Genomic DNA, 25,532 nt, shown 5'->3' with positions numbered 1-25,532 from the left:
GCGGGGGTGTCTGCAGCCTCCCCCTCCCAGCGCCTGGTGGGGGGTGTGGTCTCCCCCCGCCACACGAAACGACCTGCGTCCGCGCGCCTAGGCGCGCGGCATGCTGCGCGCCATCACCAGCGCCGGGCCATCCTTGTAGCGGGCTTCACCCCGCACCGCATATCCCAGCCGCCGCGCCACCTTCTGCGACACCGTATGGGCCGGGTCAAAGATACAGGCGGTCTCCGCCCAATCGGTCGCCTCCGCCGCCCATTGATGAATCCGTGCCACCGCCTCGGTGGCGATGCCCTGGCCATGCACCTCTGGCGACAGCACCCAGCCGGCCTCTGGCGCCCCGTTCAGCCCCGGCTGCAAATCGCGCTTGAAGTCGGCAAAGCCAACCTCGCCCACGAACCGCCCGCCATCGCGCAGCGTCACCGCCCAATAGCCAAAGCCCAACGCCTGCCAATGGCCGATATAGCCCAGCAGCAGCCCCCAGCTGTCCTCGCGGCTGGACGGCGTGCCGGTAATATAGCGCACCACGTCAGGATCAGCCCAAAGCCTTGCCACATCGTCGATATCCTGCGCCACATGCGGGCGCAGAATCAGCCGGTCCGTTTCCAGAACCGGGCCGGACCCCGCAACCGTCATGCAGGCAGCTCCCCGGTCTGCACATAGGTCAGGATTTCCACCACCTGGCGCGGCTCCTCTGCCACCGCCAACGCCGCGGCGTGAACCTCCTTCAGCGCGTGCTGGTGCTCCGGCGGGCTGAGGACGATGATCGACTTGCCCAGCGCCGCGGCATAGCCCGCATCAAAGGCGGCGTTCCACTGTTTGTATTTGTCGCCAAAGCGCACCACCACCACATCGGCATCCTCGATCCCCTTGCGGGTGCGGATCGCGTTAACCATGGCGCCTTTGTGGTCGTGCCAGTATTTATTCTCCTCGGCCCCCAGCACCGCCACCCCACAATCATCGCTGGCGCCGTGATCGGTCACCGGCGCGCTGAAGCTGACCTCCAGCCCCTTTGCGCCTTCAATGATCTGCTCGCGCCAATCGGTATGGATCTCGCCCGAGAGGTAAACCTTCAATGCCACGTTCTTTCCTTTCCTGCGCCAGCCTGCGGGGCCGCGGCCAGGGCGGCCGTGACCTCTGCGTCGCTGGTTTGCGTAAAATTCCTGTAGTGCGCGCCGACCGCCCAGAACTCGCTGGGGCTCAGCAGGCAGACCAGAGTATCTACCAGCGGGCGCAATTCGTCCACCGCTTCCGGCGGCGCCACCGGCACTGCCAGGATCACCTTTGCAGGCTTGCGGTCCTTGAGCCAGAAATGCGCCGCCATGAATGTGGCGCCGGTGGCGATGCCGTCATCCACCACGACGGCGGTGCGCCCTTCCAGCTCCACTGGCGGATGCCCTTGCAGGTAACGCAACCGGCGGGCGGCGTTTTCCTCCCGCGCCTGGGCGACCTGGGGGGCAAAATCCTCCGGCTTCATGCCGGTGGCCTGCAACAGCGCGCCGTTGAAGATGGGATTGCTGCCCTCGGCCAGGGCACCGGCTGCCAGTTCCGGGTTGGAGGGCATGCCGATCTTGCGGATCAGGATCAGGTCCAGCGGGGCCTGCAGTGTCTGCGCAATGGGCAGCGCAACAGGCACCCCGCCCCGCGGCAGCGCCAGTACCACGGGGTCCGTCATCGGCAGTTCAGCCAGTTGCCCGGCCAGCTGAAGCCCGGCAGTCATCCGGTCCTCGAACATATCGGCCTCCGCCCTGTAACCTAGGGCTGCCGGGCGAAAGGCAAAGGATCAGCGCCGCCGCGCCACCAAATAGCGGCCCGGTGTGTCCGTCGGGTAATTGCCGGTTTCAATGATGTCGAACCCGGCCCGCTGCACCGCCGCTTCCAGCGTGGCGATGTCGAGGAAACCCACATAGCCGGGCGCATAGCCCGCCAGCCGCATCAGCGGGATGGCGGCCTGGAACATCCGGTATTTCCAGCTGCCCCGCATCTCTCCCAGACAGGGGGTTTTCGAGATGAACAGCCCGCCGGGCGCCAGCCGGTCCGCCGCACCGTGCAGAACAGCCTCCAGATCCGGCAGCAGATGCAGCAGGTTATGCGCCAGAACCGCATCAAACGGGCCCTCCGGCGCCTGGCTGGCACTGCTGCATTGAAATTCCACATTGCCGGCGCCGGCCTCCTCCGCCCGCTCGCGGCCGACCTCCAGCATCGCCTCGGACAGATCGGTTGCGGTGATTCTGGACACGCTGCGGGCCAGTTCAATCGCGGTAGAGCCGGTGCCGCAGCCGAGTTCAAGCACGCTGTCTCCGGCTTTCAGATAGGAACGGGTCCGCTCCAAGGCATAGCGGTAGGCGTCTTCGTCCCGGATTGCTGACTTGGCGTATTTCGGGGCGATTTTATTCCAAAACCGGGCGTCGGCTGTCATGGCGGATCTCCTTGGTTGGAAAGACCTTATTCATGCGCAAACCACAGATAAATTGCCGAAATCCGCAGGGTTGATATGCATATTTGCATGAATAGCCCTGATTGGAACCATATCCGCGCCTTCCTGGCCACGGCTGAGGCCGGCTCGCTTTCCGCGGCGGCGCGGCGGCTGGGGCTGACCCAGCCAACAGTGTCACGCCAGGTTGCAGCGCTTGAGGGGGACCTGGGCGTTTTGCTTTTTGAGCGCCTGGGCCGCACCCTGGCCCTGACCGAGGCGGGGCATGAGCTGCTCTCCCACAGCCGCAAGATGGGCGCGGCGGCCGATGGTCTGTGCCTGGCCGCAACCGGCCAGGCGCAATCCATCGACGGCACGGTGCGGATCACCGCCTCGGATGTGATGTCAGCCCATGTGCTGCCGCCGGTGCTGCACCAGCTGCGCCAGTGCGCGCCGCGGCTGACCATTGACGTGGTGGCCGCCAATGACATCCGCGACCTGATGCGGCGCGAGGCCGATATCGCCATCCGCCACGTCCGCCCCGATCAGCCCGAGCTGATCGCCCGGCTGGTGCAGGAGGCCAGCGCCCATTTCTATGCCGCTGCCAGCTATCTGGCGCGACGCGGCCGCCCTGTGTCGCCAGCAGATCTGGCGAACCATGATTTCGTGGGCTTTGCCGATGTGGACCGCTCAATTGCCTTCATGGCACCGCTGGGCATTGCCCTGACGCCTGACAATTTCCGGATCAAGTCCACCAGCGGGCTGGCCTCGTGGGAGCTGGTGAAACAGGGGTTCGGTATCTGCCCGATGATGGATGACGTGGCCGCAGTCACCCCGGGAATCGAGCGCCTGCTGCCCGGCACGGATCCGATTGTCGTTCCTGTCTGGCTCACCACTCACCGCGAGCTGCACACCAGCCGCCGGATCCGGCTGGTATTCGATCTGCTGGCGGAGTTTTTCGCTGCAAGGTGACACGGAAAAGGCAGCGCCCCGCCGGGAGCGCTGCCTGATAGTTTTCCCAAAACTTCTGCCAAGACTTTTTCAAAAGTCTTGGGTCCAGCCTTAGCCCCTCAGGGTACCGCCGGTGGCCTTGGTGACCTTGGCAATGATCTTCTCGCTCACCGCCTCGATATCCTTTTCCTTCAGCGTCTTGTCGCTGGGCTGCAGCCGCACGGTGATGGCCAGCGACTTCTTGCCTTCGCCCAGGGAACCGCCGATGAACTGGTCAAAGACGCGGACATCTTGGATCAGCGCCTTGTCGGCCCCGGCGGCGGCATTGACCAGGGTCAGCGCCTCAACCTCTGCATCGACAACAAAGGCAAAATCCCGCTCCACCGCTTGCAGGTCGCTGATGTCCAGCGCCGGGCGGCTTGCACCGGATTTGCGCGGCATCGGAATCTCATCCGGCCAGATGGTAAAGGCCACAGCCGCGCCCTTGATCCCCATCTGTTTCAGCACCTTCGGGTGCAGCTCGCCGAACACGCCCAGGGTCTTTTTCGGGCCCAGGCAGATGCGGCCATGGCGGCCCGGGTGCCACCAGCCGGCGCCGCCGCGCAGGATCTGCACCTTGGCCGGCGCGCCGATGGCGGCCAGCACCGCCTCAACATCCGCCTTGGCATCATAAAGGTCCACCGCGCGCGAGGCGCCATGCACGTCCTTGGGGCCGGTGCGGCCCACCAGAAGGCCCGCAATCTGGGTGACCTGCTCGCCCGGCTCGCCGCCGATGAAGGCGGGGCCCGCCTCGAACAGCGCCAGATCCAAAAGCCCGCGCGCCTGATTGCGCGCCGCGGCCAGCAACAAGCCCGGCAGCAGATCCGGGCGCATGTGCGACATCTCGGAGGAGATCGGATTGGCCAGCATGGTGGCATCCTCGCCGCCGCCGAACAGCGCGGCGGAGGATTTGTCGATAAAGCTGTAACTCACGACCTCGTTATAGCCGAGGCTGGCGCAGGTGCGGCGCGCCATCTGCTGGCGGCGCTGCTGCGGTGTCATCACCGGCTTTGGAATGCCATCAGTCAGCCGCGGCAGCGGCTTGCCCTGCAGTTTGGTCAGCGACGCAATCCGCGCCACCTCTTCCACCAGATCAGCCTCGCCCTGCACATCCGGGCGCCAGCTGGGCACATGTGCCAGGTTGCCCTCCAGGCGGAAGCCCAGGCGGGTCAGGGTCTGGCGCTGGTCGCTTTCCGGGATCTCCATCCCCACCAGCGACTGCACCCGGCCGGAGTCCAGCTTGTAAGCGCGGGAATGATCCGGCACATCGCCTGCGATCACCACCTCGGACGGCTCGCCGCCGCAGATATCCAGAATCATCTGGGTGGCCCGGTGCAGCCCCTCGATGGTGTATTCCGGATCCACGCCGCGCTCAAACCGGTAGCGCGCGTCGGAGTTGATCTTGAGCGCCCGGCCCGTCATCGCGATCTGCACATGGTCCCAGAAGGCGCTTTCCACGAACACATCCACGGTGTCCCCGGTGCAGCCGGTTTCTTCGCCGCCCATGATGCCGCCGATGCTTTCAGGGCCATTGGCATCCGAGATCACCATCTGGCCCGCGCTGAATGTGTATTCCTTCTCGTCCAATGCCTTCAGCGTCTCGCCGCCAGCCGCGCGGTGGACGCGCAAGCCGCCCTGTACCTTGGCCGCGTCAAACACATGCAGCGGGCGGTTCTGGTCGAAGGTGAAGAAGTTGGTGACATCCACCAGCGCCGATATCGGCCGCAGCCCGATCGCCGTCAGCCGGTCCTGCAGCCATTGCGGGCTGGGGCCGTTCTTCACGCCTTTGATCAGGCGGCCGGCAAACAATGGGCAGCCGTCCAGCGTGTCTTCGTCGATGGTAACCTTGATCGGGCTTGCGAAATCGCCCGGCACCGCCTCGAAGGCGCGGGTTTTCAGAGTGCCGAGGCCGCGCGCCGCCAGGTCGCGGGCAATGCCGTAGACCCCCAGCGCATCGGGGCGGTTCGGGGTGATCGCAATCTCGATCACCGGATCCACCTTGGCCGGGTCATTCTCGGCCAGCCAGTCGACAAAACTGTCGCCCACATTGCCCGACGGCAGCTCGATGATGCCGTCGTGCTCTTCGCTGAGCTCCAGCTCGCGCTCCGACGCCATCATGCCAAAGCTTTCGACACCGCGGATCTTGCCGACGCCGATGGTGATATCCAGCCCCGGAATATACATGCCCGGCTTGCAGACCACCACGGTGATGCCTTCGCGCGCATTGGGCGCGCCGCAGATGATCTGCAATTCGCCCTCGTCGGTGTCGACCTTGCAGACCCGCAGCTTGTCGGCATCGGGGTGCTTTTCGGCATGGGTCACATAGCCAAGCTTGAAATCCTTCAGCGCGTCGGCCGGGTTGACGACGCCTTCGACCTCAAGACCCAGATCGGTCAGAGCCTCAGTGATCTCGTCCACCGAAGCATCGGTGTCGAGGTGGTCTTTCAGCCAGGAAAGCGTGAATTTCATCGGTCGGGGACCCCTTGGCAGACATGCAGTTTGCCAGAGGCAATGACAAAGATTGCGGCAAGGTTCAAGGGCGCGGGCGCAGCCGGCGGCAAGGATAGCAGGGAGTGAGGTGGAAAAGCCCGGATTGTGTCAGCTGGCAAGCCGCGCCATCGCCTGACCGCGGGCTGGCGATCCGACACTGATGTGTGCCGGTTTATGCCGGCTAAATCCGTAGAATTTCAAGCCTTGCGCTGGAGGAACCAAATCGCCTGCCCGTGCGGGCGGTCAGGCGATAGCGCGGCGGGCTTCGGCCTTGATTCCGCGCTGGACGTATTCATTAAGGGCAGCGCCCGGCCCGGCGGGGTGGGAAGCGAAGCGCCCGCCCCGTGGGGGGCGGGACGGGCGCGGTCCGGCCTGGCAGCCGGACGGAAGGTCGGTTGATTGGCCTGTTTACCTGCTCAAACCGCCATGCAGCGCCGGCATGTCCAGGCTTTGGAAGCCATAGTGGCGCAGCCAGCGCAGATCGCTGTCAAAGAAGGCGCGCAGATCCGGGATGCCGTATTTCAGCATCGCCAGACGGTCGATGCCGATGCCGAAGGCAAAGCCCTGATAGATCTCCGGGTCGATGCCGCCGGCCGCGATCACCTTGGGGTGGACCATGCCGGAGCCGAGGATTTCCATCCAGTCGTCGCCCTCGCCGATCTTCAGCTGGCCGTTATCCCAGGAGCAGCGGATGTCGACCTCCGCCGAGGGTTCGGTGAAGGGGAAATGCGAGGCGCGGAAGCGCAGCTCGACGTCGTCCACCTCAAAGAAGGATTTGACGAATTCCTCCAGCACCCACTTGAGGTTCGCCATCGAGATGTTCTCGTCCAGCGCAAGGCCCTCGACCTGGTGGAACATCGGCGTGTGGGTCTGGTCGTAGTCGGCGCGGTAGACGCCGCCCGGACAGATGATGCGCAGCGGCGCGCCCATCTTCTCCATCGAGCGGATCTGAACCGGGCTGGTATGGGTGCGCAGCACATGCGGCGGGCGGTTGTCGCCTGTCGCGCGGTGCATATAAAACGTGTCCATCTCGGCCCGCGCCGGGTGGTGGCCGGGGATGTTCAGCGCGTCGAAATTGTACCAGTCGGTGTCAATCCGCGGCCCTTCGGCAACGGAAAAGCCGAGTTCCGCAAAAATCGCGGTGATCTCTTCCTGAACCTGGCTGATCGGATGCAGGCTGCCCTGGCGCGCCGGGCGCGACGGCAGGGTGACGTCCAGCCACTCGGTGCGCAGACGCTCATCCAGGGCGGCATCTTCCAGGCCGGATTTCTTGGCCGTCAGGGCCGAGTTGATCTCATCCTTCAGCGCATTCAGCGCCGGGCCTGCGGTCTGGCGCTCTTCCGGGGTCATCTTGCCCAGCTCGCGCATCTTCAGCGCCACTTCGCCCTTCTTGCCAACGGCGGCCAGGCGGATTGCCTCCAGCGCGGCCTCGTCCGCGGCCTCTGCAATCTGACCCAGGTATTTGGCTTTAAGATCGTCCATCACGGCCCCTCGAATTCTGCTTGTGCCCTGCTACCACAAGAGCCGCTGAAAGCAAGAGGCCCAGGGCGGATGCCGCAGGGCTGTGTCACCCCGCTGCGCCGCTCCGGATTGCCGCCCCTGAAATCATGCCGGTTTCATGGTATACTCCGCCTGCATCTTCACATCAGCAGAACCGGAGGGCAGCCATGGCACATGTGGATTGGTATATCGAGGGCCGCAGCTTCGGCAATTGCAACTGCAACTACGGCTGCCCCTGCCAGTTCGAGGATCTGCCCACGCACGGCAATTGCACCGGCTTCGAGGTGATCCATATCGACAAGGGCCATTTCGGCGCAACCGACCTGACCGGCACCCGCGCCGCCCTTCTTTATGCCTGGCCCGGCCCGATTTTCGAGGGCAAGGGCGCCTTGCAGGCGATTATCGACGACCGCGCCTCGGACGCCCAGCGCGCGGCGCTTTCAACTGTGCTGCTGGGCGGCGAAACGGATGACGAGGCCACCCATTGGTGGGTGTTCCACGCCATGTGCGACACCGTGCATGAGACGCTGGTCAAGCGGATCGGCTATGAGGTGGACATCGAAAACCGCACCGCCAAGGTGGACATCCCAGGCCTGCTGCACGCCACCGGCCGCCCGATCCAGGCCCCGCATGGCGGCGGCGCGCACCGGGTGCAGATCGGCATCCCCGGCGGCATCGAGTTCACCCTGGCGGAAATCGGCAGCGGCTCCAGCAAATCCACTGCCGCCATCCCGCTGGACCTGGACGACACATACGGCCAGTGGGCCGTCATCCGCCACGGCCCGCACGGGATTGCCGTGGATGAAGCGTAATCAGAAACCGCGGTCAGCAACTTGGCTTGGATTGCCTCCGGCCTGACGCCCAGCGTGGAGGCCGGCACCACCGTCAGCCCGCAGCACCGCTGTCCCGATGAAATGCATTGATGCGCTTGCCAGCCAGTCCATTGCCTTGGCAGCCTGGCGGATGGCTGTGAAATGCCATGACGCCGGAAAGGTCAGAAAGGCCCGATGCAACCTGACGCTATACAGTCCACGGTACGATCAACAATGCGATCAACAGCGCGATTGCGGAGGTCAACACCGCCTGCAGACAGTGCCTGATCACACCCGCCGCCGCATCATCGCCTGCAGCGCGGAGCGGCTGGCATAGCCAAGATCGCGCGCAATCTGCTCCATCGCCTCGCCCCGCGCTTGCGCCCGCAAGGCAATCTGGCAACGCAGCCGCTCCCGCCACTGGCCGAAGCTGCTGCCGGTCTGCCGCTGAAACGCCCGGGTGAAGGAACGGCGGCTCATCCCTGCCAGTGCCGCCCAATGGTCAATTGTCCGGGCACTTCCCGGATCCGCCATCAGCGCATCGCACACCCGGCGCAGCCGCGCGTCCGGCGGATACGGCAGCGCCAGCGGCGTGTCTGGCGCCGCCCCCAGTTCGATCAGGATCAGCTGGCTCAGGTGATGCGCCCGGGGCGGCAGCGGCCAGGGATTGCCCATCGCGCACAGCGCCGCGATCAGCCCCGCCAGCAGCCCGGAGACCGTCACCGCACGGCAAGCCGTCATCGCCCCGGCGCCGGTTTCCGCCGGATCGATATACAAGGATTGCAGCTGCACCTCTCCCACCATCCGGATCTCGTGCAGCATGGCCGCAGGCACGATCAGACCTGTGCCCGCAGGCACCGCCCAGCTGGTGCCATCGGCCTTGGCCATCATCAGCCCGGCAACGGCATAGACCAGCTGATGGCGCGGGTGGTCATGCCAGGCGGAGACATAGCCATCCCGGTAAGTCCGGGCATAAGACGCCACCCCATGCGGCAGCGATTGCACCGCATCGGACGCGGACCAGCCCCGCCGCCGGATATCGTCTCTTTGGCCCATTTGAGCAAGAACTGGCCCCAACGCGCCGAAAGGGCAAGCTACATTGCCGCCAAAAGGAGGCCTGGGCATGCAGAAAATCACCAGCACCGAAGCACTTGAACAGATCTACGGCACCGCCGCGCCGCGGTCCCTGACCAAGGTCGCCACCCGGCTGACGCCGCTGTACCGGGAGTGGATAGCTGCCTCCCGCTTTCTGGTGCTGTCCACCGTCGGCGCTGAGGGCACCGATGCCAGCCCGCGCGGCGATGACGGCCCGGTGGTGCATATCGCAGATGAGCAGACCCTGTGGCTGCCGGACTGGCGCGGCAACAACCGGCTCGATTCGCTGCGCAACATCGTGCGCGACAGCCGTGTCAGCCTGATGTTCATGGTGCCTGGCAGCAGCAACGTGGTGCGGGTCAATGGCTCCGCCTTCCTGACAGCGGACAGCTCCGCCCGCGCCGCGTTTGAGCGCAAGACCCTGCGGCCCGCGACGGTCGCGGTGATCAGCATCCAGGAACTGTACTTTCAATGCGCCAAGGCAATCCTGCGCTCCCGCCTGTGGGACGCGGACGCCGGGCGCCCTGCGCTGCCCACAGCGGGCCAGTTTCTGCAGGAGCAGGAGGCGGAGTTCGAAGCCGAAACCTATGACCAAGGCTATGCGGACTATGCCAAGACCCGCATGTGGTGACATCACAGCGGCAGGCGGCCGCCGGGTCATGACCGCTCAGATCAAGCCTGCGGTGTCCGGCCGTCTTGGCGGCGGCGCCAAATCCCTTGCCGCGGCCAGCCGCAGCGGGTTGCCGCAGTTTCCGGGATCTTCGAGGGCCCGCGGATTCCAACGAAATCCTTCTCCGGGATCATAACAGCCGCGCAGGGACCGCGCAGGGACATCCGGCAATGCGAAAAAGGCCGCCCCCGGTGGGGAGCGGCCTTTTACAGAATTCGTCAATGCCGGCGGGCTCAGGCGGCCAGTGCGTCCTGTGCCTGGCGCACGATGGCACCAAAGGCTTCGGGCTCATGCACGGCCAGATCGGCCAGAACCTTACGGTCCACTTCGATGCCGGCCAGGGTCAGGCCGTTGATGAAGCGGGAATAGGTCAGCGCTTCGTCATGCGAACGGACAGCAGCATTGATCCGCTGGATCCACAGCGCGCGGAAGTTGCGCTTGCGGTTCTTGCGGTCGCGGGTTGCATACTGGTTCGCCTTGTCGACGGCCTGACGGGCGACCTTGAAGGTATTCTTACGGCGGCCGTAGTAACCTTTGGCTGCCTTGATGACCTTCTTGTGACGGGCGTGAGTGACGGTACCACCTTTAACGCGGGACATATCTCAATCTCCTCTTAGCGGTCGTAGGGCATGAAGCCCTTGACGATCTTTGCGTCGGGTGCCGACAGGGTGGTGGTGCCGCGGGCGTCGCGGATGAACTTGCGGGTCCGTTTGATCATGCCGTGGCGCTTGCCGGCCTGACCTGCCAGGACCTTGCCGGTCGCGGTCACCTTAAAGCGCTTTTTGGCGCTCGACTTTGTCTTCATCTTGGGCATTTCCGTCTCCTTCAATGCGGGTTCGCTAGACGCGCGACTCGGCATGCCTAAGAAAGGCCGGCCACGCGGAACAGAGCTGCCCAATACGCAATGCCTGCCGGATGGGCAAGCCGATTCTCTACAGAAGGCGTCCCAGCACCCGGAAAAACGCATCCGGGATCTCGTCCACGCGGTAGCCGCCGGGTTTCATCAGCACCGCATAGGTGATCAGCCCGATGGCAATCAGAATGGCCGCCACGGAGGCCCGCGGCGGCCGCCGCTCGCTGAAGGCCGACAGAATCGACGGCACCGAAAACCCGGCAATCGCCAGCCCCGCAATCAGCGGCAGATCAGTTCCCATGCACCACGTCCCCCGTCACAACCTGACACAGGGAAATGGTAGGCCAAGGGGCGGTGCTTTCAAATCGGGCCGCCGGCCCTAAGGCAAGCAGCCTGCCGTCAATCCGGATCAGTGCTGTAAATCAACCGCTCGTCACAGGGGGCAACGCGCAGGATGTTGGTGGTGCCCGGCACATTGAAGGGCACCCCGGCAGTGACCACGATCTGGTCGGTGTCTTCGGCATAGCCGCCGGCGCGCGCCGCCCGCGCCGCGTTCACCACAGCGCCTTTGAAGCGGTCCAGCTCCGGTGTCATCACGCATTTGCACCCCCAGCTGAGGCACAGCCGCCGCGCCGTGGCGCTGACCGGGGTCATGGCGATGATCGGCACCCCCGGGCGTTCGCGGGCGGTCAGCAGCGCGGTGGTGCCGGACTGGGTGAAACAGCAGATCGCCTTGATCTCGGTCTTTTCGGCAATCTCGCGCGCTGCCGCCACAATGCCATCGGCCACGGTGGTGCCCTTGGCCGAACGCGAGGCGGCGATGATCTGGGTATAGGTGGGGTCTGCTTCGACCTCGATCGCGACCTTGTTCATGGTCTGCACGGCTTCGATCGGATACTGGCCGGCCGCGCTTTCGGCACTCAGCATGATTGCGTCGGTGCCTTCATAGATGGCGGTCGCCACGTCCGAGACTTCGGCGCGGGTCGGCATCGGGCTTTCGATCATGCTTTCCAGCATCTGGGTCGCCACAATCACCGGCTTGGCCGCGGCCCGGCACTTGCGCACCAGCCGCTTCTGGATCGGCGGCACCGCCGCCACCGGCAGTTCCACCCCCAGGTCGCCGCGTGCCACCATGATCCCGTCCGAGGCATCCAGGATGGCCTCGAAATCCTCCACCGCCTGCGGTTTTTCGATCTTTGACAGCACCGCGGCGCGGCCATCCGCCAGCCCGCGGGCCTCGAACACATCTTTGGCCCGCTGCACGAACGACAGCGCCAGCCAGTCGACACCCAGGGCGCAGACAAATTCCAGATCCGCGCGGTCCTTCTGCGACAGCGCCGCCAGCGGCAGCACCACGTCGGGCACATTGACCCCCTTGCGGTTCGAAATGGTGCCGCCGGTCTCCACCACGCAATCGGCAAAATCCGGACCGCAGTCCGCGACCGCCAGACGGATCTTGCCGTCATTGACCAAGAGATGCGCGCCCGGCTCCAGCGCCTGGAAAATCTCCGGATGCGGCAGGCAGACGCGGTTCACATCGCCCTCGGCCTCGTCCAGATCAAGACGGAACCTGGCGCCTTCCACCAGATCCTCGGCACCGTTGGCAAAGACACCCACCCGCAGTTTCGGCCCCTGCAGGTCAGCCAGAATCGCGATCGGGCTGTCCAGGTCCTGCTCCACCTGGCGGATGATCCGGTGCTTTTTGGCAATCTCCGGGTGGCTGCCGTGCGACATGTTCAGCCGGAACACGTCGGCGCCGGCCTCATGCAGGGCGCGGATGGTTTCATAGGTTTCCGAAGCCGGCCCCAGGGTGGCGACAATCTTCACATTGCGCGAGCGTTTCATCGGGGTCTTCTCCTCCGGACCTGAAATATGTTACCGCAAACAGCGTTCAGGGTGCTTATCCCCCAATTCCCATTCTGCCGCAACTCCCGTAAACATCTTGCGGCAAAACATATCAGGCTCATGACATACACACCCTATTTTGTTCACGGTGCAGACCGCCCCGCCCGCTGGCTGATCACCTGCGACCACGCTACCAATCATGTGCCGGAGTTTGCCGGCGGCGGCGATCTGGGCCTGCCGCGTGCGGATATGGAGCGCCACATTGCTTATGACGTCGGCGCCTATGAGGTGGCCAAGCTGCTGGGCGGGATGCTGGACGCGCCGGTGGTGGCCTCGAATTTCTCCCGCCTGGTGATCGACCCCAACCGCGGCGAGGATGACCCGACGCTGCTGATGAAGCTTTACGACGGCACCATCATCCCGGCCAACCGCCACGCCGGCGCGGCCGAGCTGACCAAGCGGCTGGAGAAGTGCTACCGCCCGTACCACCGCGCCCTGGCCCGGCTGGCCGAACGCCCCGGCACGGTGATCGTTTCGATCCACAGCTTCACCCGCCAGCTGCGCGGGCGGGAACCGCGCCCTTGGGAGATTGGCATCCTGTTTCCCGAAGGCGAGCGGTTTTCGCCTTTCGTGATCGAAGAACTGAACCGCGGAACCACGTTCTGCACCGGCGTCAATCAGCCCTACACCGGCCACCTGCCCGGCGACGCGATCGAGACCCACGCCACCAAACCCGGACGCCCCAACACACTGGTTGAACTTAGAAACGACCTGATCGCCGAACACAAGGGCCAGCACATCTGGGCGGAACGCCTGGCCCGCATCCTGCCCAGGGCGCTGGACGCCTCCGGCCTCTGATCCGGCCCGGACAACCGGTTTTTCCCGGCCGCTCCCCGCACCGGCAAACGGCTGCCGCCATTGCGCGCGCAGCCGCGCCTCCCCATATCTGTCAGCGAAACGCGGGCGATACCGGGAAAGGATCCCTCATGACCCAGGACACCCTCTCTGCCTTCTTCGGCTGGCTGACCGTTCTGCATCTCGGCCTGTTCACGCTGTCTGCCGTTCTGATGCTGCTGATGCAGGACTGGGCGGCCGGCCTGCACGCCCGCATGTTCGGGCTGGCGCCTGCGGATGTCAGCCTGACCATCTACCGCTGGCTTGGCACCTATAAGCTCCTGATCCTGACAACGGCACTGGGGCCCTGGGCCGCACTGCAGCTGATCTGACCCCCTGCCCGGTGCCATTGCCCGCCTCCGCCCCGGCTGATAGGCCTTGCCGCAGACCCGCAGAACGAACCGAAGGAGTCCAGTCATGGACAAGCAAACCGAGATTGAAATCCAGGCCGCCGCCTTCCGCCGCTTGCAAAAGCACCTGATGGAAGAGCGCACCGATGTGCAGAACATCGACCTGATGAACATGGCCGGTTTCTGCCGCAACTGCCTGGCGCGCTGGTACCAGGAGGCGGCCAACGAGCGCGGCATCGACATGGACAAGACCGCCGCGCGCGAGGCCTATTACGGCATGACCATGGCCGAGTGGAAAGCCGGCTACCAGACCGAGGCCGGTCCCGGGAAACAGGCGGAATTCGAGGTCTCGTTGAAGGAAAACGTGACGGACAAGCAATAGGCTGGTCAGCAGGGCTGTTCCGGCGGCTGCGGGCAGGGATGCGGTTTCTGCGCCCAAAGACCCGCGGTGAACACCACCGCCCCGCCCAGAGCCGCCGCCAGCCCTGGATGTTCCGCCAGGATCACAACGCCAGGCCCCGGGCCTCTGTGGCCAGCGGCCCGCGCCGGAAGATGATGATCCATGCCGCCGCCCGACACACGGCTCACAGCCTTCGGAGTGGCGGTGCTGTCCCCGGCAGAGCGGTGGAACCTAGCCGCGGAACCGGCCAAGCAACCGGGCCGCAAGCGAGCTTTTGATCGGACGCTCCGGCGCTTGGCCTGTGTCCGCGAACCAGCCGCGTTTGGCCGCCGCCTGCGCGATCTCCGGGTCAATGGCATCTTCGGCTGTCAGAACCCTGCGCACGGCTGCCAGGATCTCGGCCTCGCTGCCCGCGGCTGACGGGCCTTCCGCCACTGCGGCAAACTCCGGCTGAAAGGTCTGGTCCATGGGGCAACTCCCTAACGTGAAACTCTGGCGAACACCCGGTCATCCGGGCCTTGCGTCCTCTGTCTTCACCCTATCCTATTTCGCCCTGAACCGGCCCATTTTGTGTAAAATTAGTTAAAATCCTGCCGTGAAGCGCCCTATACAGAGACATTCTTACCGCTGCGCGCAGAACTGTTGACCGACCGGCATCAATGGCGGCCGGTCCTCACCGCATCAACGCGTTGTGAAGGCCTCACCAAACTGCCGCAAAGCAGAAAAGGCCGCCCCAACGGGACGGCCTTCCTCATCAATCCGGGCATCATCAACCCGGGCCGTGTGCCTCAGACCGCTTTCTTGCGGCTTTCCTCCAGGTAGATCTCGCGCAGGCGCTTGGCGATCGGGCCCGGGGTACCGTCGCCCAGCTGCACGCCGTCAATCTCCACCACCGGCATCACAAAGGCGCTGGCAGAAGTGGTAAAGGCCTCATCCGCCTCTTTTGCCTCGTCGATGGTGAACAGGCGTTCTTCAATCTCCATCTGCGCTTCCGCCGCCAGCCGCAGAACAGCGGCACGGGTGATGCCGTGCAGGATGTCGTTGGACAAGGGCCGGGTCACGATCTTGCCGTTCTTCACATAATAGGCGTTGTTCGAGGTGCCCTCGGTCACATAGCCGTCCTCGATCAGCCAGGCATCGTCGCAGCCCGCCTTCTTGGCCATCATCTTGCCCATCGACGGATACAGCAGCTGCACCGTCTTGATGTCGCGGCGGCCCCAGCGGATGTCCTCGATCGAGATAATCTTGGCGCCCTTCGCGGCAGCCGGGCTGTCGGCCAGGCCGGGCTTGTTCTGGGTGAACAGCACCAGGCTCGGCGGGGTGTCTTCGGACGGGAACACGAAATCCCGGTCGCCGTCGGAGCCGCGGGAAACCTGCAGATACACCAGGCCTTCCTCGATGCCGTTCAATTCCACCAGCTTGCGGTGGATCTCCAGAAGCTCCTCCTTGCTGCAGGGCGAGGCCATGTCCAGCTCTTTCAGCGAGCGGTCCAGGCGCACGGCGTGGCCTTCAAAGTCGACCAGCTTGCCGTCCAGGACCGAGGTCACCTCATAGACCGCATCGGCGAACAGAAAACCGCGGTCGAAGATCGAAACCTTGGCCTCACCCTCGGGCAGGTATTCGCCATTCACATAAACGGTACGGGTCATGTTATCTTCCTTATGTCTCCGGGCTCCGCCCGTTCCTCATTGAAAACGATCCCCCGGATCGTTTTCCAGGCTTTCGTCACCCCCACAGGGCAGCTTTCGGGGGGTGGACCCCTTCGGCATCAAACAACAATGGTTCCTCGCGGTCTTCGGCCAACAGCAGCGGCCCGTCAAGATCCGTAACCGCCGCACCCTGCGCCACAAGCGTCGCCGGCGCCATCGCCAGCGAGGAGCCGACCATGCAGCCGACCATCACCTGATAGCCCTCGGCCAAAGCCTGTTCACGCAATTTCAGCGCCTCGGTCAGACCGCCGGTCTTGTCCAGCTTGATGTTGACCACGTCGTATTTGCCCTTGAGCTTCGGCAGGCTGGTGCGGTCATGGCAGCTCTCGTCGGCGCAGACCGGCACCGGGCGGTCCATGCCGATCAACGCGGCGTCTTCCCCCGCAGGCAGCGGCTGTTCCACCAGTTCCACGCCCAGCCGCAGCAAATGCGGTGCCAGCGCGGCGTAAACTCCGGCCGACCAGCCCTCGTTGGCATCGATGATGATCTTGGCATCGGGCGCGCCGGCGCGCACCGCTTCCAGCCGGGGCATATCGTCGGGGGTGCCCAGCTTGATCTTCAGCAGCGGACGGAACGCATTTTCAGCCGCCTGCGCCTGCATCTTTTCAGGCGTATCCAGCGACAATGTATAGGCGGTGATCTCCGGCCCCGGCGCGTCCAGCCCGGCCAGTTCCCAGACCCGCTTTCCGGCCTGCTTGGCCTCCAGATCCCACAGCGCGCAGTCCACCGCGTTGCGGGCGGCGCCGGCGGGCAGCAGCGACTGCAGCTCTTCCCGGGTGAAATCACCGGGCAGCCCCTCGATCTCGGCGGTCACGCTGTCCAGCGTCTCGTTATAGCGGGCATAGGGCACGCATTCGCCCCAGCCGGCGGCGCCGTCCTTCTCGACCCGCACGGTCAGCACCTTGGCCTCGGTGCGCGAGCCGCGCGAGATGGTGAAGACCTGCGCCAGTTTGAAGACGTCCGGGGTGACGGTGATATTCATGAAGCTGCCCTTTCCACCGGTTCCCCGCAGCGCGCGGCGAACCTCAGCCGGATGCCCGGAAAATCCGGCTCCGGCGCTTTCATCTTTTTAAAAATACTCCCGCCGGAGGCACCTGCCGTTGCAGCCAGCACCTCCGGCGGGGCTGTTAGATCAGACTGCGGCCAGCGCGTCCACCAGCCGGCCTGCACCGTGGCGGTACGGGTCGACGGCGGGCAGGCCCATCCGCTCTTCAACTTCTGCCAGATACTTAACCGCCTCATCCTCGGTCAGGTGCTGGGTGTTCACCGAGATGCCGACAACCTTGCAGGCCGGGTTGGCGCGCTGAGCCAGCGGCAGGGCCACGGCTTTCAGCTCTTCCAGGCTTGGCACGTCATACTCCGGCAGGCCGCGCATATGGGTGCGGGTCGGCTCGTGGCACAGGATCAGCGCATCCGGCTGGCCGCCGTGCACCAGCGCCATGGTGACGCCCGAGTAGGAGACGTGGAACAGCGAGCCCTGGCCCTCGATCAGGTCCCAGTGGTCATCATCATTGTCCGGGGTCAGATATTCGATGGAGCCCGCCATGAAGTCGGCAATGACCGCGTCCAGCGGCACGCCGTGGCCGGTGATCAGGATGCCGGTCTGGCCAGTGGCGCGGAAGGTCGACTTCATGCCGCGCTCTTGCATTACGGCATCCATCGCCAGGGCGGTGTACATCTTGCCGACCGAGCAATCGGTGCCTACGGCCAGGCAGCGCTTGCCCTTGCGCTTGACGCCATTGGCAATCGGATAGCCGACAGTGGGGACGCGCACATCGTGCAGGGTGCCGCCGTGGGTCTGCGCCGCTGCCACCAGGTCGCCTTCGTCGCGCAGCAGGTTATGCAGGCCCGAAGCGATGTCATAGCCCATTTCCAGAGCCGCGATCAGCACCTCTTTCCACGCCGGAGAAATCACGCCGCCGCGGTTGGCGACGCCGATCACCAGCGTCTTGGCGCCGGCGTCCTTGGCCTCGGCCAGGGTCATCTCGGTCAGGCCCAGGTCGGCGCCGCAGCCCGGCAGGGAGATCTGGCCGACGGCATGGTCCGGGCGCCAGTCGCGGATGCCGATGGCAACTTTGGCGGCCAGCATGTCAGGCGCGTCGCCCAGAAACAGCAGATAAGGGGTCTCGATCATCGCGCTCATCCTTCCAGTATAACAGGTCGCGCCAATGTCAGGCGGATTTCGCGCAAAGTCCTCTCGAAATCGCGCAAGAAAGGGGGTTTTGCGCGATTTTCTTCGTCAGTTTCCGGGGAATTTCGAAGTTTCTTCCGCCCGCCCGCCGCTTGCAGACGCTTCCTCCCCCTCAAGCCAGGATTCCGCCTGCAGCACGCCCGGCTGGGCGACCCCGATCACCCCCATCGCCTGGAACTCGCCGGTGTCCTCCGGCGCCCCGGAGGTCGCGCGCCGCGCAATGGCGATCAGCGCCACGGTCACCCCGACCCCGATCAGCAAATATTGCAGCCCGCGGCCATCGGCCAGCCGGATCATGTTCGGCCCGATCAGGATCCCGAAAAACTGGCCCAGCTGCAGCAGGAACGCCATGGTGCCGCTGGCCGGAACCACCTGGCCCGGCTGCAGCTGGTCGTTGGCATGCGCCGCCAGGATCGAATAGATCGGCAGCGTGGTTGCCGCGATGACGGAAAACCCGACCACAATGCGCGAGGGCGCCGTGTCCACAGCCATCCACAGCGCCACCAGCGCCGAAATACCGGACAGCGCAATCACCACATAGCGCCGGTCGGTGCGGTCCGACAGCCAGCCGACCGGGTATTGCACCAGCGCCGAGGCAATCAGCGCGATCACCAGCGCACCCGAGGCCTGCGCCTCGCTGAAGCCGTTCTGCAGCGCATAAAGCGGCAGGCTGATGTACCAGGCCACCACGCCCGCCCCCATGATGACAATGCCCAAAACCGTCATCGGCGAGACTTTGTACAGCCGTTTCACCGGCATCCGGTCCGGCGCCGAGTAGTCCGGCGCCCTGATGTTGGACAGCAACAGCGGCACAATGGCCACCGACAGCAGGATCGAGGTGACCCCGAACAGCAGGTTGCCGCTGGGATCCGGCAGGCCGACCATTGCGGTGCCCAGCGCCGGCCCCGCCGTCTGAATGATGAAATAGACCGACAGCACCTGCGCCCGGATCCGGTTCTCCGACTTGGCGTTGAGCCAGCTTTCGGTGATCACGTACAGGCCCGGAAAACAGAAGCCCGCCAGCAGCCGCATCGCTGCCCAGCTGGCCGGGTCCGAGGTCAGCAGATGGACAATCGCCGCAACCGAAACCATCGACGCCAGCGCCGAAAACACCCGGATATGGCCGACCTTCTCGATCAGCAGCGGAGTCAGCATGGTGCCCGCCAGCGCCCCCAGCGGGTAGCAGGACTGCATGACGGAAATCTCAAGGTCCGTGAACCCCAGCGTCGAGCCGCGGATCGTCAGCAGCGTGACCAGCAGCCCGTTGCCGACCATCAGCAGCAGCATGCCCAGGAACAGGGCCCAGTTGTCGATCAATGCGCGTTTCATGCAGCTCCTTTTCCGCACGGATCGGGGCCCGTGTCTTTTCTTGCGCAATGCAGCATGGCGGCGGCAGCTTCGCGCAGGTTTGCGACGGAAAGGGCGCAAACGGGATTGCCGCAACGCGGCGTTTCTTGCCGCAAGTGCAAAATCCACTTGCAAGACGGTGCGCAATTTAATAACCCGATGGGCGAAAATTCTGCAATTTCCTTACCCAGGGGGTTTCCGCATGTCCTTCCGCATCCAGCCCGCCGCACCGGCGCGCCCCAATCGCTGCCAGCTGTTCGGCCCCGGCTCCAAAGTGAAACTGTTTGAGAAGATGGCGGCTTCGGCGGCTGATGTGATCAATCTTGATCTTGAGGATTCAGTGGCCCCCTCCGACAAGGATCAGGCCCGCGCCAATGTGATCGAGGCGATCAACAGCGTCGACTGGGGCAGCAAATATCTGTCGGTGCGGATCAACGGGCTCGACACCCCCTATTGGTACCGCGATGTGGTGGACATTCTGGAGCAGGCCGGCGACCGCCTGGATCAAATCATGATCCCCAAGGTCGGCTGCGCCGAAGATGTCTATGCGGTGGACGCGCTGGTCACCGCGATCGAGCGCGCCAAGGGCCGGACCAAGCCGGTGTCTTTTGAAGTGATCATCGAGTCGGCGGCAGGCATTGCCCATGCCGAGGAGATCGCCAAATCCTCGCCCCGGCTGCAGGCGATGAGCCTGGGGGCTGCGGATTTCGCCGCCTCGATGGGGATGCAGACCACAGGCATCGGCGGAACCCAGGAAAACTACTATATGATCCGCGACGGCGAAAAGCACTGGTCCGACCCCTGGCACTGGGCGCAGGCTGCAATTGTCGCCGCCTGCCGCACCCATGGCATCCTGCCGGTTGACGGGCCGTTCGGGGATTTCTCGGACGAGGACGGCTATATCGCCCAGGCGAAACGGTCTGCGACCTTGGGCATGGTCGGCAAATGGGCGATCCACCCCAGCCAGATCGAACTGGCCAATCAGGTCTTCACCCCCTCGGATGAGGCTGTGGCGGAAGCCCGTGAGATCCTGGCCGCGATGGCAGAGGCCAAGGCCTCGGGCGCCGGCGCGACCGTCTACAAAGGCCGTCTTGTCGATATCGCCTCGATCAAGCAGGCTGAGGTGATTGTCGCCCAGGCCGAACTGATTGCAAACAGCTGACGCCGGCGCGCATGGACTAAGTGCAAGGGCGTCCCGGTGGGGCGCCTTTTCCGCAGGGAGGGTTTGATGGCAGATTTGACTTTGCTGCATACCGCAGACGCGCATGCGAGGACGTTCCGGGCGCTGGCACCCGAAGCGGATCTGAACCAGCAAGTGCGCAGCGATTGGCTGGCCCGGGCGCGGAATGGCATCGGCGCCGACCTGAGGGCGGAGATTGCGGCGGCCATCAGCGCGGCTGACGGACCGGTGCTGTGCAGCTGCACCACCCTTGGACCGGTGGCAGAAGAGGCAGGCGCCATCCGCATCGACTGGCCGATGATGCAGGAAGCGGCGCGGATTGGCGGGCCGGTGCTGATGGCCTATTGCCTGAACAGCACGGCGGCCCCCTCGGAGGCGCTGCTGCGGCGCGCCTTTGGCGGGCGTGATCCGCACCTGACCCCGTTATCTCTGGCGCAGCACTGGCCGCTGTTTGAAACCGGCGCCGGCACGGCGTTTTCTGCGGCTATAGCCGAAAGCATCGCAAGGGCGATGATGGATGATGACGCGTTTGGCTGCGTTGTGCTGGCGCAGGCCTCGATGGCCGGGGCGGCAGCAGAGCTGCGGGCGCAGACAAAGGTGCCGGTGCTGGCCTCGCCGGAGATCGCCATGCGGGTTTTGCTGCCCGCCCGGTAAAACGGCTGCCCCGGCCCATGCGGTCTGCCCGGCCAGGGCCCCTGCCCCGCCGGTTGCTCATCTGTTCCAGATCATGTTGCCTGTGCCGTTTCCCTGTGCCGTTTTCACGTGCCGTCACAAGTGGCCGTTAAGGATTGGCGGCGCCGCCAATAAGGCGGAGGCGGACGGGCGTATCCGCCCGCATGCTAAACGTTGTCTCTGCATGACCCCGCTGCCATGCGGGAGCCCTGTTCCATATCTGCCGGAGAGCCAAGCCCCGGCGGGTGATCGCGACCGGGTGCAAGACTGCCCCGGGCGGCTTAAGATCAGGTGAGGCCAGCGTACGCCGGATCCGCAACACCCGCCGCCGCACGCCTGCGGCCACAGAAGTGACGTGAGTATTTGAGGAAAAATGAAAAGCTGCCTCGCTTCATCTTTCCCCAAATACTCAAAAGTCCAACCGCGCCGCGGTCACGCCCGCAGATCTTTGGGCGAGCCCATCACCACATAGGTGGTGATCCCGGTCACATAGGGCGAGGTGCCCAGAATGTCGGTGTGGAACCGTTTGTAGCTGGGCAGATCGGCGCATTCGACGCGCAGCAGGTATTCGATGGTGCCGGTGATATTGTGGCATTCGACCACCTCGGGTGCGGCTTGCATGGCGCGTTCAAAAGCTTCCTGCGCGTCCTTGGTGTGTTCACCCAGGCCGACGCCGATATAGGTGGCAAATCCCACCCCCAGCTTCTGCCGGTCCAGCACCGCGCGGTAGCCGGTGATGACGCCGGTGCGTTCCAGCTCCTGCACCCGGCGCAGACAGGCAGAGGGCGACAGGCCGACCCGCTCGGCCAGTTCCAGATTGCTGATCCGGCCGTCGCGGGTGAGTTCCTGCAATATATGCTGGTTTATCTGATCATTTTTCGCCATTCGTTGTGAAAATACACATCAGGCGCTGCAGAACGCAATTTCATTTGGCGATTACTGCGCAATCTTCTTGCCCATGACATATGAACTCCTCTTTGCGCTGACCGGTTTTGTCTTTGGCACGGTCTTCACGCCCGGCCCCAATAACCTGATGCTGATGGCTTCGGGGGCCAATTTCGGTTTTCAGCGGACGCTTCCGCATTTGCTGGGGGTCGCGGTCGGCTTTCCGCTGATGATCCTGCCGGTCGGGCTGGGGGTGATGCATCTGTTTGATGCCTTCCCGCTGCTGACCCCGGTGATGACGGTGCTGTCGGTCGCTTACATGCTGTGGCTGGCGTGGAAGATCGCCAATGCCGCGCCGCCCCGGGAGGGCGCGGCCGAGGGCAGGCCCTTGAGCTTTGTGCAGGCCTGCGCCTTTCAATGGGTCAACCCCAAGGCCTGGGCAATGGCGCTGGGGGCGATCACGCTTTATGCGGCCAGCCGCGACCTGAGCGCCATTCTGTGGGTCTCCGGCATCTACCTGCTGGTCGGCAGTTTTTCAGCGTCGACCTGGACCATGCTGGGCCAGCAGCTGCGGCGGCTGCTGACCCGGCCCGCGCAGCTGCGAGCGTTCAACTGGACCATGGCCGCTCTGCTGCTGGCGTCCTTGGCGGCGATCCTGCTGCAGGCCTAGGGCGACCTTCTCCACCCGTTCGGGCAGCGGGCCGCCGGTGCGGCCGCGGTTACTGGCCTGAACCCGCGGTCTCCGGTCTTTGCAACCGGCGGCCATTGGCAGTGCGCCCTTTGCTTTCGCGGCCCGTCCCTGATGCCCTGGCAGCAGATCGCAAATCTTGCTGAGTTGCATCTTGCGGCGCAGAAGGCCATATAGCTGCAAACCCGCTGAGCAGAGGCGATATGACCCAGTATCTGGAATTCGAAAAACCGCTGGCCGAAATCGAAGGCAAGGCGGAGGAGCTGCGGGCGCTGGCGCGCGCGAACGAGGAAATGGACGTGGCGGATGAGGCCAAGGCGCTGGACGCCAAGGCGGCGCAGCTGCTGAAGGACCTCTACAAGGGGCTGACGCCCTGGCGCAAATGCCAGGTGGCGCGGCATCCCGACCGCCCCCATTGCCAGGATTACATCAAGGCGCTGTTCACCGAGTACACGCCGCTGGCCGGCGACCGCAATTTTGCCGACGATCTGGCCGTGATGGGCGGCCTTGCCCGGTTCAACGACCAGCCGGTGGTGGTGATCGGCCATGAGAAGGGCAGCGATACCAAATCGCGGATTGAGCGCAATTTCGGCATGGCCCGGCCCGAAGGCTACCGCAAGGCCATCCGCCTGATGGAGATGGCCAGCCGGTTCAAGCTGCCGGTGATCACCCTGGTGGACACCGCCGGCGCCTATCCCGGCAAGGGCGCCGAGGAGCGCGGCCAGTCTGAAGCTATCGCACGTTCGACCGAGATGTGCCTGAAAATCGGCGTGCCGCTGATTTCAGTCATCATCGGCGAGGGCGGTTCCGGCGGCGCGGTGGCCTTTGCCAGTGCCAACCGGGTGGCGATGCTGGAGCATTCGATCTATTCGGTGATCAGCCCCGAAGGCTGCGCCTCGATCCTGTGGAAAGATGCCGAGAAAATGCGCGAAGCAGCGGAAGCGCTGCGCCTGACCGCGCAGGACCTGCACAAGCTGGGCGTCAATGACCGGATCATCCCGGAACCGCTGGGCGGTGCGCATCGCGATGCCAAGGCCGCGATGGCCTCGGTCAGCGGCGCTATCCAGGAGATGCTGGACGAGCTGGCCGGCAAGGATGCCGCTGAGCTGATCAAGGACCGGCGCCAGAAATTCCTGGACATCGGCTCCAAGGGCCTGGCGGCGTAACGCCAGGCGCTTAAGGCAGCTCGCCTGCGCGGATCCGGGCAACAACGCCGTTTCGGTCCGCCTGCACTTTGTCACTGAAGCCGGTCATTGCATTGCCGGCTTTGTTGTATCTTGCGCTCCACAGGGCGATCTCTGCCAGTACCGGGGCCAGATCCCGGCCCTTTGGCGTCAGTGTGTAGATGTAGCTGCGGCCGTTCTGCGGGTCCTTGCTTTTGCTCAGAATCCCGGTCTCCTCCAGTTGCTTGAGGCGCTGCGCCAGGATGTTGGTCGAGATCCCCTCCCAGCCGTTTTGAAGCTCGCCGTAGGTGCGCGCGCCTTTGACGGCCATGTCGCGGATCACCAGAAGGCTCCAGCGGTCGCCGAAGATATCAAGGGCATAGGCCACCGGGCAACCGGACGCATATTTGCTGTGCTTTTCAGTCATGCACTCTTGATAATTTTTTTACTTGCAAAATGCAAGCCGGTGTGGAAGCTTTGCATAACTTGCAAAATGCAAGCATTTAAACCGGAGCCAACATGACACAGAACCGACCCGGCGCGGCTTGCCGCGCGCCCTCCCGGATGTCCCGCCGCCAACTGCTGGCGGCCTCTGCCGGGGCGCTGCTGCTGCCTTCTCTTGCCAAAACACAGGAAACTGCCATGACCCCGAAAGCCTTTGTCTATACCGAAGTTGCCATCTCTGTGCCGTTTGACCAGGTGCCGCTGCAGGAGATCAACGCCGCGATCCGGAAGCAGCCGGGCTTTCTGAACAAGACCTGGCTGTCCGGCCACGGCAACAACTCGATCGGCGGCCTTTATGCCTTTGACAGCATTGAGAATGCCCGCAAATTCGTGACTGGCTATTTCCCGGGCGAGCCGCGCAGCTTTGGCGTGGCGCACAACACGCGGATATTTGACGCCGAGGCCACCGCCGAGGCCAGCCGCGATATGGGGGCGGCGCATTACAACAGCGGGGCTGCGGCGCCGGGTGCATTTGTGTACACCGAACTGCAACTGTCGGTGCCGTTTGAGGAGGCCCCCTGGAAAGCGCGCAACGCGGCGCTGAAAATGCTGCCGGGGCTGCAGAACAAGGTTTGGCTAAGCGGGCTGCAGACCCAGACTCTGGGCGGGTTCGACGCCTTTGACACGCTGGACAATGCACTGGATTTTGCGCTGAACCTGTTCCCGGAAACTGCGGCAGAACTGGGCTGCGCCTTTTACACAAGGGTCTTTGATGCCTCGGTCACCAAGGCGGCCAGCCAGGCAATGAATTCGCCCTATTACACCGGCAGCGGAGCCTGATCAGGCGCGCCGAATCTGAAGAGCGCAGGCAGCGGCCCCCCTCCCGCGCCCGCGCATCGCCGGCTGGCGCCGCCGTCGCTGGCGGCCTTGGGGGGGGGGGGGGGGGG

General features: G+C 64.5%; 30 protein-coding genes. 11 read left to right on the top strand and 19 right to left on the bottom strand.

Annotated elements, in window-relative coordinates:
• Positions 1–87: 87 nt before the first annotated feature.
• Genes AC0KW6_RS20880 through AC0KW6_RS20865 form a run of 4 tightly spaced genes read right to left on the bottom strand, consistent with a single transcriptional unit; the run spans position 88 to position 2,413 of the window.
• Positions 88–630: a GNAT family N-acetyltransferase gene (locus tag AC0KW6_RS20880; RefSeq protein ID WP_474035968.1), complete on the bottom strand. Its 543-nt coding sequence runs from the start codon at positions 628–630 to the stop codon at positions 88–90.
• A complete protein-coding gene (locus AC0KW6_RS20875; RefSeq protein WP_323778545.1) occupies positions 627–1,076 on the bottom strand; it encodes a YtoQ family protein in 450 nt (149 codons plus the stop codon). The genes AC0KW6_RS20880 and AC0KW6_RS20875 overlap by 4 nt, the downstream gene beginning before the upstream one ends.
• Complete coding sequence (locus AC0KW6_RS20870) at positions 1,067–1,729, bottom strand: phosphoribosyltransferase (protein WP_474035967.1); 663 nt, start codon at positions 1,727–1,729, stop codon at positions 1,067–1,069. Before AC0KW6_RS20870 ends, AC0KW6_RS20875 begins: the two co-directional genes overlap by 10 nt.
• Positions 1,730–1,777: 48 nt before the next feature.
• Positions 1,778–2,413: a class I SAM-dependent methyltransferase gene (locus tag AC0KW6_RS20865; RefSeq protein ID WP_474035966.1), complete on the bottom strand. Its 636-nt coding sequence runs from the start codon at positions 2,411–2,413 to the stop codon at positions 1,778–1,780.
• Positions 2,414–2,500: 87 nt separating this feature from the next.
• Here AC0KW6_RS20865 and AC0KW6_RS20860 point away from each other — a divergent pair, with 87 nt between their 5' ends.
• The gene (locus tag AC0KW6_RS20860; protein WP_323778550.1) at positions 2,501–3,379 is read left to right on the top strand and encodes a LysR family transcriptional regulator; all 879 of its coding nucleotides are present in this window, start codon (positions 2,501–2,503) and stop codon (positions 3,377–3,379) included.
• A 90-nt stretch (positions 3,380–3,469) separates the two neighbouring features.
• Here AC0KW6_RS20860 and pheT read toward each other — a convergent pair whose 3' ends face one another.
• Positions 3,470–5,866 carry a phenylalanine--tRNA ligase subunit beta gene (gene pheT / locus AC0KW6_RS20855; protein ID WP_474035964.1) on the bottom strand — a complete coding sequence of 799 codons (2,397 nt, stop codon included), beginning with the start codon at positions 5,864–5,866 and terminating at the stop codon, positions 3,470–3,472.
• A gap of 429 nt (positions 5,867–6,295) precedes the next feature.
• Positions 6,296–7,369 (bottom strand): phenylalanine--tRNA ligase subunit alpha, encoded by a 1,074-nt coding sequence (gene pheS / locus AC0KW6_RS20850; RefSeq protein WP_323778554.1) that lies wholly within the window; start codon positions 7,367–7,369, stop codon positions 6,296–6,298.
• Positions 7,370–7,554: 185 nt separating this feature from the next.
• On the opposite strand from pheS, the gene AC0KW6_RS20845 reads away from it, so the two are divergent.
• A complete protein-coding gene (locus AC0KW6_RS20845; protein WP_474035963.1) occupies positions 7,555–8,199 on the top strand; it encodes a DUF1326 domain-containing protein in 645 nt (214 codons plus the stop codon).
• A 288-nt stretch (positions 8,200–8,487) separates the two neighbouring features.
• On the opposite strand, the gene AC0KW6_RS20840 is transcribed toward AC0KW6_RS20845, so the two are convergent.
• Positions 8,488–9,255, bottom strand: a complete 768-nt coding sequence (locus tag AC0KW6_RS20840; protein ID WP_474035962.1) for an AraC family transcriptional regulator — start codon at positions 9,253–9,255, stop codon at positions 8,488–8,490.
• Between the two features lie 67 nt (positions 9,256–9,322).
• Here AC0KW6_RS20840 and AC0KW6_RS20835 point away from each other — a divergent pair, with 67 nt between their 5' ends.
• Positions 9,323–9,925 (top strand): MSMEG_1061 family FMN-dependent PPOX-type flavoprotein, encoded by a 603-nt coding sequence (locus AC0KW6_RS20835; protein ID WP_474035961.1) that lies wholly within the window; start codon positions 9,323–9,325, stop codon positions 9,923–9,925.
• 272 nt (positions 9,926–10,197) lie between these two features.
• Here AC0KW6_RS20835 and rplT read toward each other — a convergent pair whose 3' ends face one another.
• The 4 genes from rplT to pyk all read right to left on the bottom strand — a co-directional run bounded on the left by rplT (position 10,198) and on the right by pyk (position 12,662).
• Positions 10,198–10,563 (bottom strand): 50S ribosomal protein L20, encoded by a 366-nt coding sequence (gene rplT / locus AC0KW6_RS20830; RefSeq protein ID WP_024088794.1) that lies wholly within the window; start codon positions 10,561–10,563, stop codon positions 10,198–10,200.
• A gap of 14 nt (positions 10,564–10,577) precedes the next feature.
• A complete protein-coding gene (rpmI, locus tag AC0KW6_RS20825) occupies positions 10,578–10,778 on the bottom strand; it encodes a 50S ribosomal protein L35 (protein WP_014873788.1) in 201 nt (66 codons plus the stop codon).
• A gap of 118 nt (positions 10,779–10,896) precedes the next feature.
• Positions 10,897–11,118: a hypothetical protein gene (locus AC0KW6_RS20820; RefSeq protein WP_474035960.1), complete on the bottom strand. Its 222-nt coding sequence runs from the start codon at positions 11,116–11,118 to the stop codon at positions 10,897–10,899.
• 98 nt (positions 11,119–11,216) lie between these two features.
• A complete protein-coding gene (gene pyk / locus AC0KW6_RS20815; protein ID WP_474035959.1) occupies positions 11,217–12,662 on the bottom strand; it encodes a pyruvate kinase in 1,446 nt (481 codons plus the stop codon).
• Positions 12,663–12,782: 120 nt separating this feature from the next.
• Here pyk and AC0KW6_RS20810 point away from each other — a divergent pair, with 120 nt between their 5' ends.
• The 3 genes from AC0KW6_RS20810 to AC0KW6_RS20800 all read left to right on the top strand — a co-directional run bounded on the left by AC0KW6_RS20810 (position 12,783) and on the right by AC0KW6_RS20800 (position 14,288).
• Positions 12,783–13,520 carry an N-formylglutamate amidohydrolase gene (locus AC0KW6_RS20810; RefSeq protein ID WP_323778588.1) on the top strand — a complete coding sequence of 246 codons (738 nt, stop codon included), beginning with the start codon at positions 12,783–12,785 and terminating at the stop codon, positions 13,518–13,520.
• Between the two features lie 128 nt (positions 13,521–13,648).
• On the top strand, positions 13,649–13,888 hold the full coding sequence (locus tag AC0KW6_RS20805; RefSeq protein ID WP_474035958.1) for a DUF6868 family protein: 240 nt from the start codon (positions 13,649–13,651) through the stop codon (positions 13,886–13,888).
• Between the two features lie 85 nt (positions 13,889–13,973).
• Positions 13,974–14,288, top strand: coding sequence for a DUF1244 domain-containing protein (locus AC0KW6_RS20800; RefSeq protein ID WP_474035957.1), 315 nt, complete (start codon positions 13,974–13,976; stop codon positions 14,286–14,288).
• A 5-nt stretch (positions 14,289–14,293) separates the two neighbouring features.
• Here AC0KW6_RS20800 and AC0KW6_RS20795 read toward each other — a convergent pair whose 3' ends face one another.
• The 6 genes from AC0KW6_RS20795 to AC0KW6_RS20770 all read right to left on the bottom strand — a co-directional run bounded on the left by AC0KW6_RS20795 (position 14,294) and on the right by AC0KW6_RS20770 (position 19,535).
• Positions 14,294–14,470 carry a hypothetical protein gene (locus AC0KW6_RS20795; RefSeq protein ID WP_474035956.1) on the bottom strand — a complete coding sequence of 59 codons (177 nt, stop codon included), beginning with the start codon at positions 14,468–14,470 and terminating at the stop codon, positions 14,294–14,296.
• A gap of 67 nt (positions 14,471–14,537) precedes the next feature.
• Positions 14,538–14,774, bottom strand: a complete 237-nt coding sequence (locus tag AC0KW6_RS20790) for a hypothetical protein (RefSeq protein ID WP_323778594.1) — start codon at positions 14,772–14,774, stop codon at positions 14,538–14,540.
• A 320-nt stretch (positions 14,775–15,094) separates the two neighbouring features.
• The gene (locus AC0KW6_RS20785; RefSeq protein ID WP_474035955.1) at positions 15,095–15,955 is read right to left on the bottom strand and encodes a D-amino-acid transaminase; all 861 of its coding nucleotides are present in this window, start codon (positions 15,953–15,955) and stop codon (positions 15,095–15,097) included.
• A 76-nt stretch (positions 15,956–16,031) separates the two neighbouring features.
• Positions 16,032–16,997, bottom strand: coding sequence for an N-acetyl-D-Glu racemase DgcA (gene dgcA / locus AC0KW6_RS20780; RefSeq protein WP_474035953.1), 966 nt, complete (start codon positions 16,995–16,997; stop codon positions 16,032–16,034).
• Between the two features lie 150 nt (positions 16,998–17,147).
• Positions 17,148–18,149: an N-acetyltransferase DgcN gene (gene dgcN, locus AC0KW6_RS20775; RefSeq protein WP_323782398.1), complete on the bottom strand. Its 1,002-nt coding sequence runs from the start codon at positions 18,147–18,149 to the stop codon at positions 17,148–17,150.
• Positions 18,150–18,254: 105 nt separating this feature from the next.
• Positions 18,255–19,535 carry an MFS transporter gene (locus tag AC0KW6_RS20770; protein ID WP_323782395.1) on the bottom strand — a complete coding sequence of 427 codons (1,281 nt, stop codon included), beginning with the start codon at positions 19,533–19,535 and terminating at the stop codon, positions 18,255–18,257.
• A gap of 220 nt (positions 19,536–19,755) precedes the next feature.
• Between AC0KW6_RS20770 and AC0KW6_RS20765 the strand changes: the two genes are divergently transcribed.
• On the top strand, positions 19,756–20,715 hold the full coding sequence (locus AC0KW6_RS20765; RefSeq protein WP_474035952.1) for an L-malyl-CoA/beta-methylmalyl-CoA lyase: 960 nt from the start codon (positions 19,756–19,758) through the stop codon (positions 20,713–20,715).
• A 66-nt stretch (positions 20,716–20,781) separates the two neighbouring features.
• Positions 20,782–21,387 (top strand): hypothetical protein, encoded by a 606-nt coding sequence (locus AC0KW6_RS20760; RefSeq protein WP_323782389.1) that lies wholly within the window; start codon positions 20,782–20,784, stop codon positions 21,385–21,387.
• 450 nt (positions 21,388–21,837) lie between these two features.
• Here the strand turns inward: AC0KW6_RS20760 and AC0KW6_RS20755 are convergent, their stop codons facing one another.
• Positions 21,838–22,290 (bottom strand): Lrp/AsnC family transcriptional regulator, encoded by a 453-nt coding sequence (locus tag AC0KW6_RS20755; RefSeq protein ID WP_323782386.1) that lies wholly within the window; start codon positions 22,288–22,290, stop codon positions 21,838–21,840.
• A gap of 73 nt (positions 22,291–22,363) precedes the next feature.
• On the opposite strand from AC0KW6_RS20755, the gene AC0KW6_RS20750 reads away from it, so the two are divergent.
• Both AC0KW6_RS20750 and AC0KW6_RS20745 read left to right on the top strand, forming a co-directional pair.
• On the top strand, positions 22,364–22,960 hold the full coding sequence (locus tag AC0KW6_RS20750; protein WP_323782383.1) for a LysE family translocator: 597 nt from the start codon (positions 22,364–22,366) through the stop codon (positions 22,958–22,960).
• A gap of 221 nt (positions 22,961–23,181) precedes the next feature.
• Positions 23,182–24,144: an acetyl-CoA carboxylase carboxyltransferase subunit alpha gene (locus AC0KW6_RS20745; RefSeq protein WP_323782379.1), complete on the top strand. Its 963-nt coding sequence runs from the start codon at positions 23,182–23,184 to the stop codon at positions 24,142–24,144.
• A gap of 10 nt (positions 24,145–24,154) precedes the next feature.
• Here the strand turns inward: AC0KW6_RS20745 and AC0KW6_RS20740 are convergent, their stop codons facing one another.
• Positions 24,155–24,568 (bottom strand): winged helix-turn-helix transcriptional regulator, encoded by a 414-nt coding sequence (locus AC0KW6_RS20740; RefSeq protein WP_474035951.1) that lies wholly within the window; start codon positions 24,566–24,568, stop codon positions 24,155–24,157.
• Between the two features lie 92 nt (positions 24,569–24,660).
• On the opposite strand from AC0KW6_RS20740, the gene AC0KW6_RS20735 reads away from it, so the two are divergent.
• Positions 24,661–25,425 carry a YdhR family protein gene (locus AC0KW6_RS20735; RefSeq protein WP_323782375.1) on the top strand — a complete coding sequence of 255 codons (765 nt, stop codon included), beginning with the start codon at positions 24,661–24,663 and terminating at the stop codon, positions 25,423–25,425.
• Positions 25,426–25,532 lie beyond the last annotated feature (107 nt).

This window comes from Leisingera sp. SA215 (genome assembly GCF_055902035.1).
Note: the sequence above shows the minus strand (reverse complement) of the source record. Positions and strands in the feature narration are given on the sequence as shown.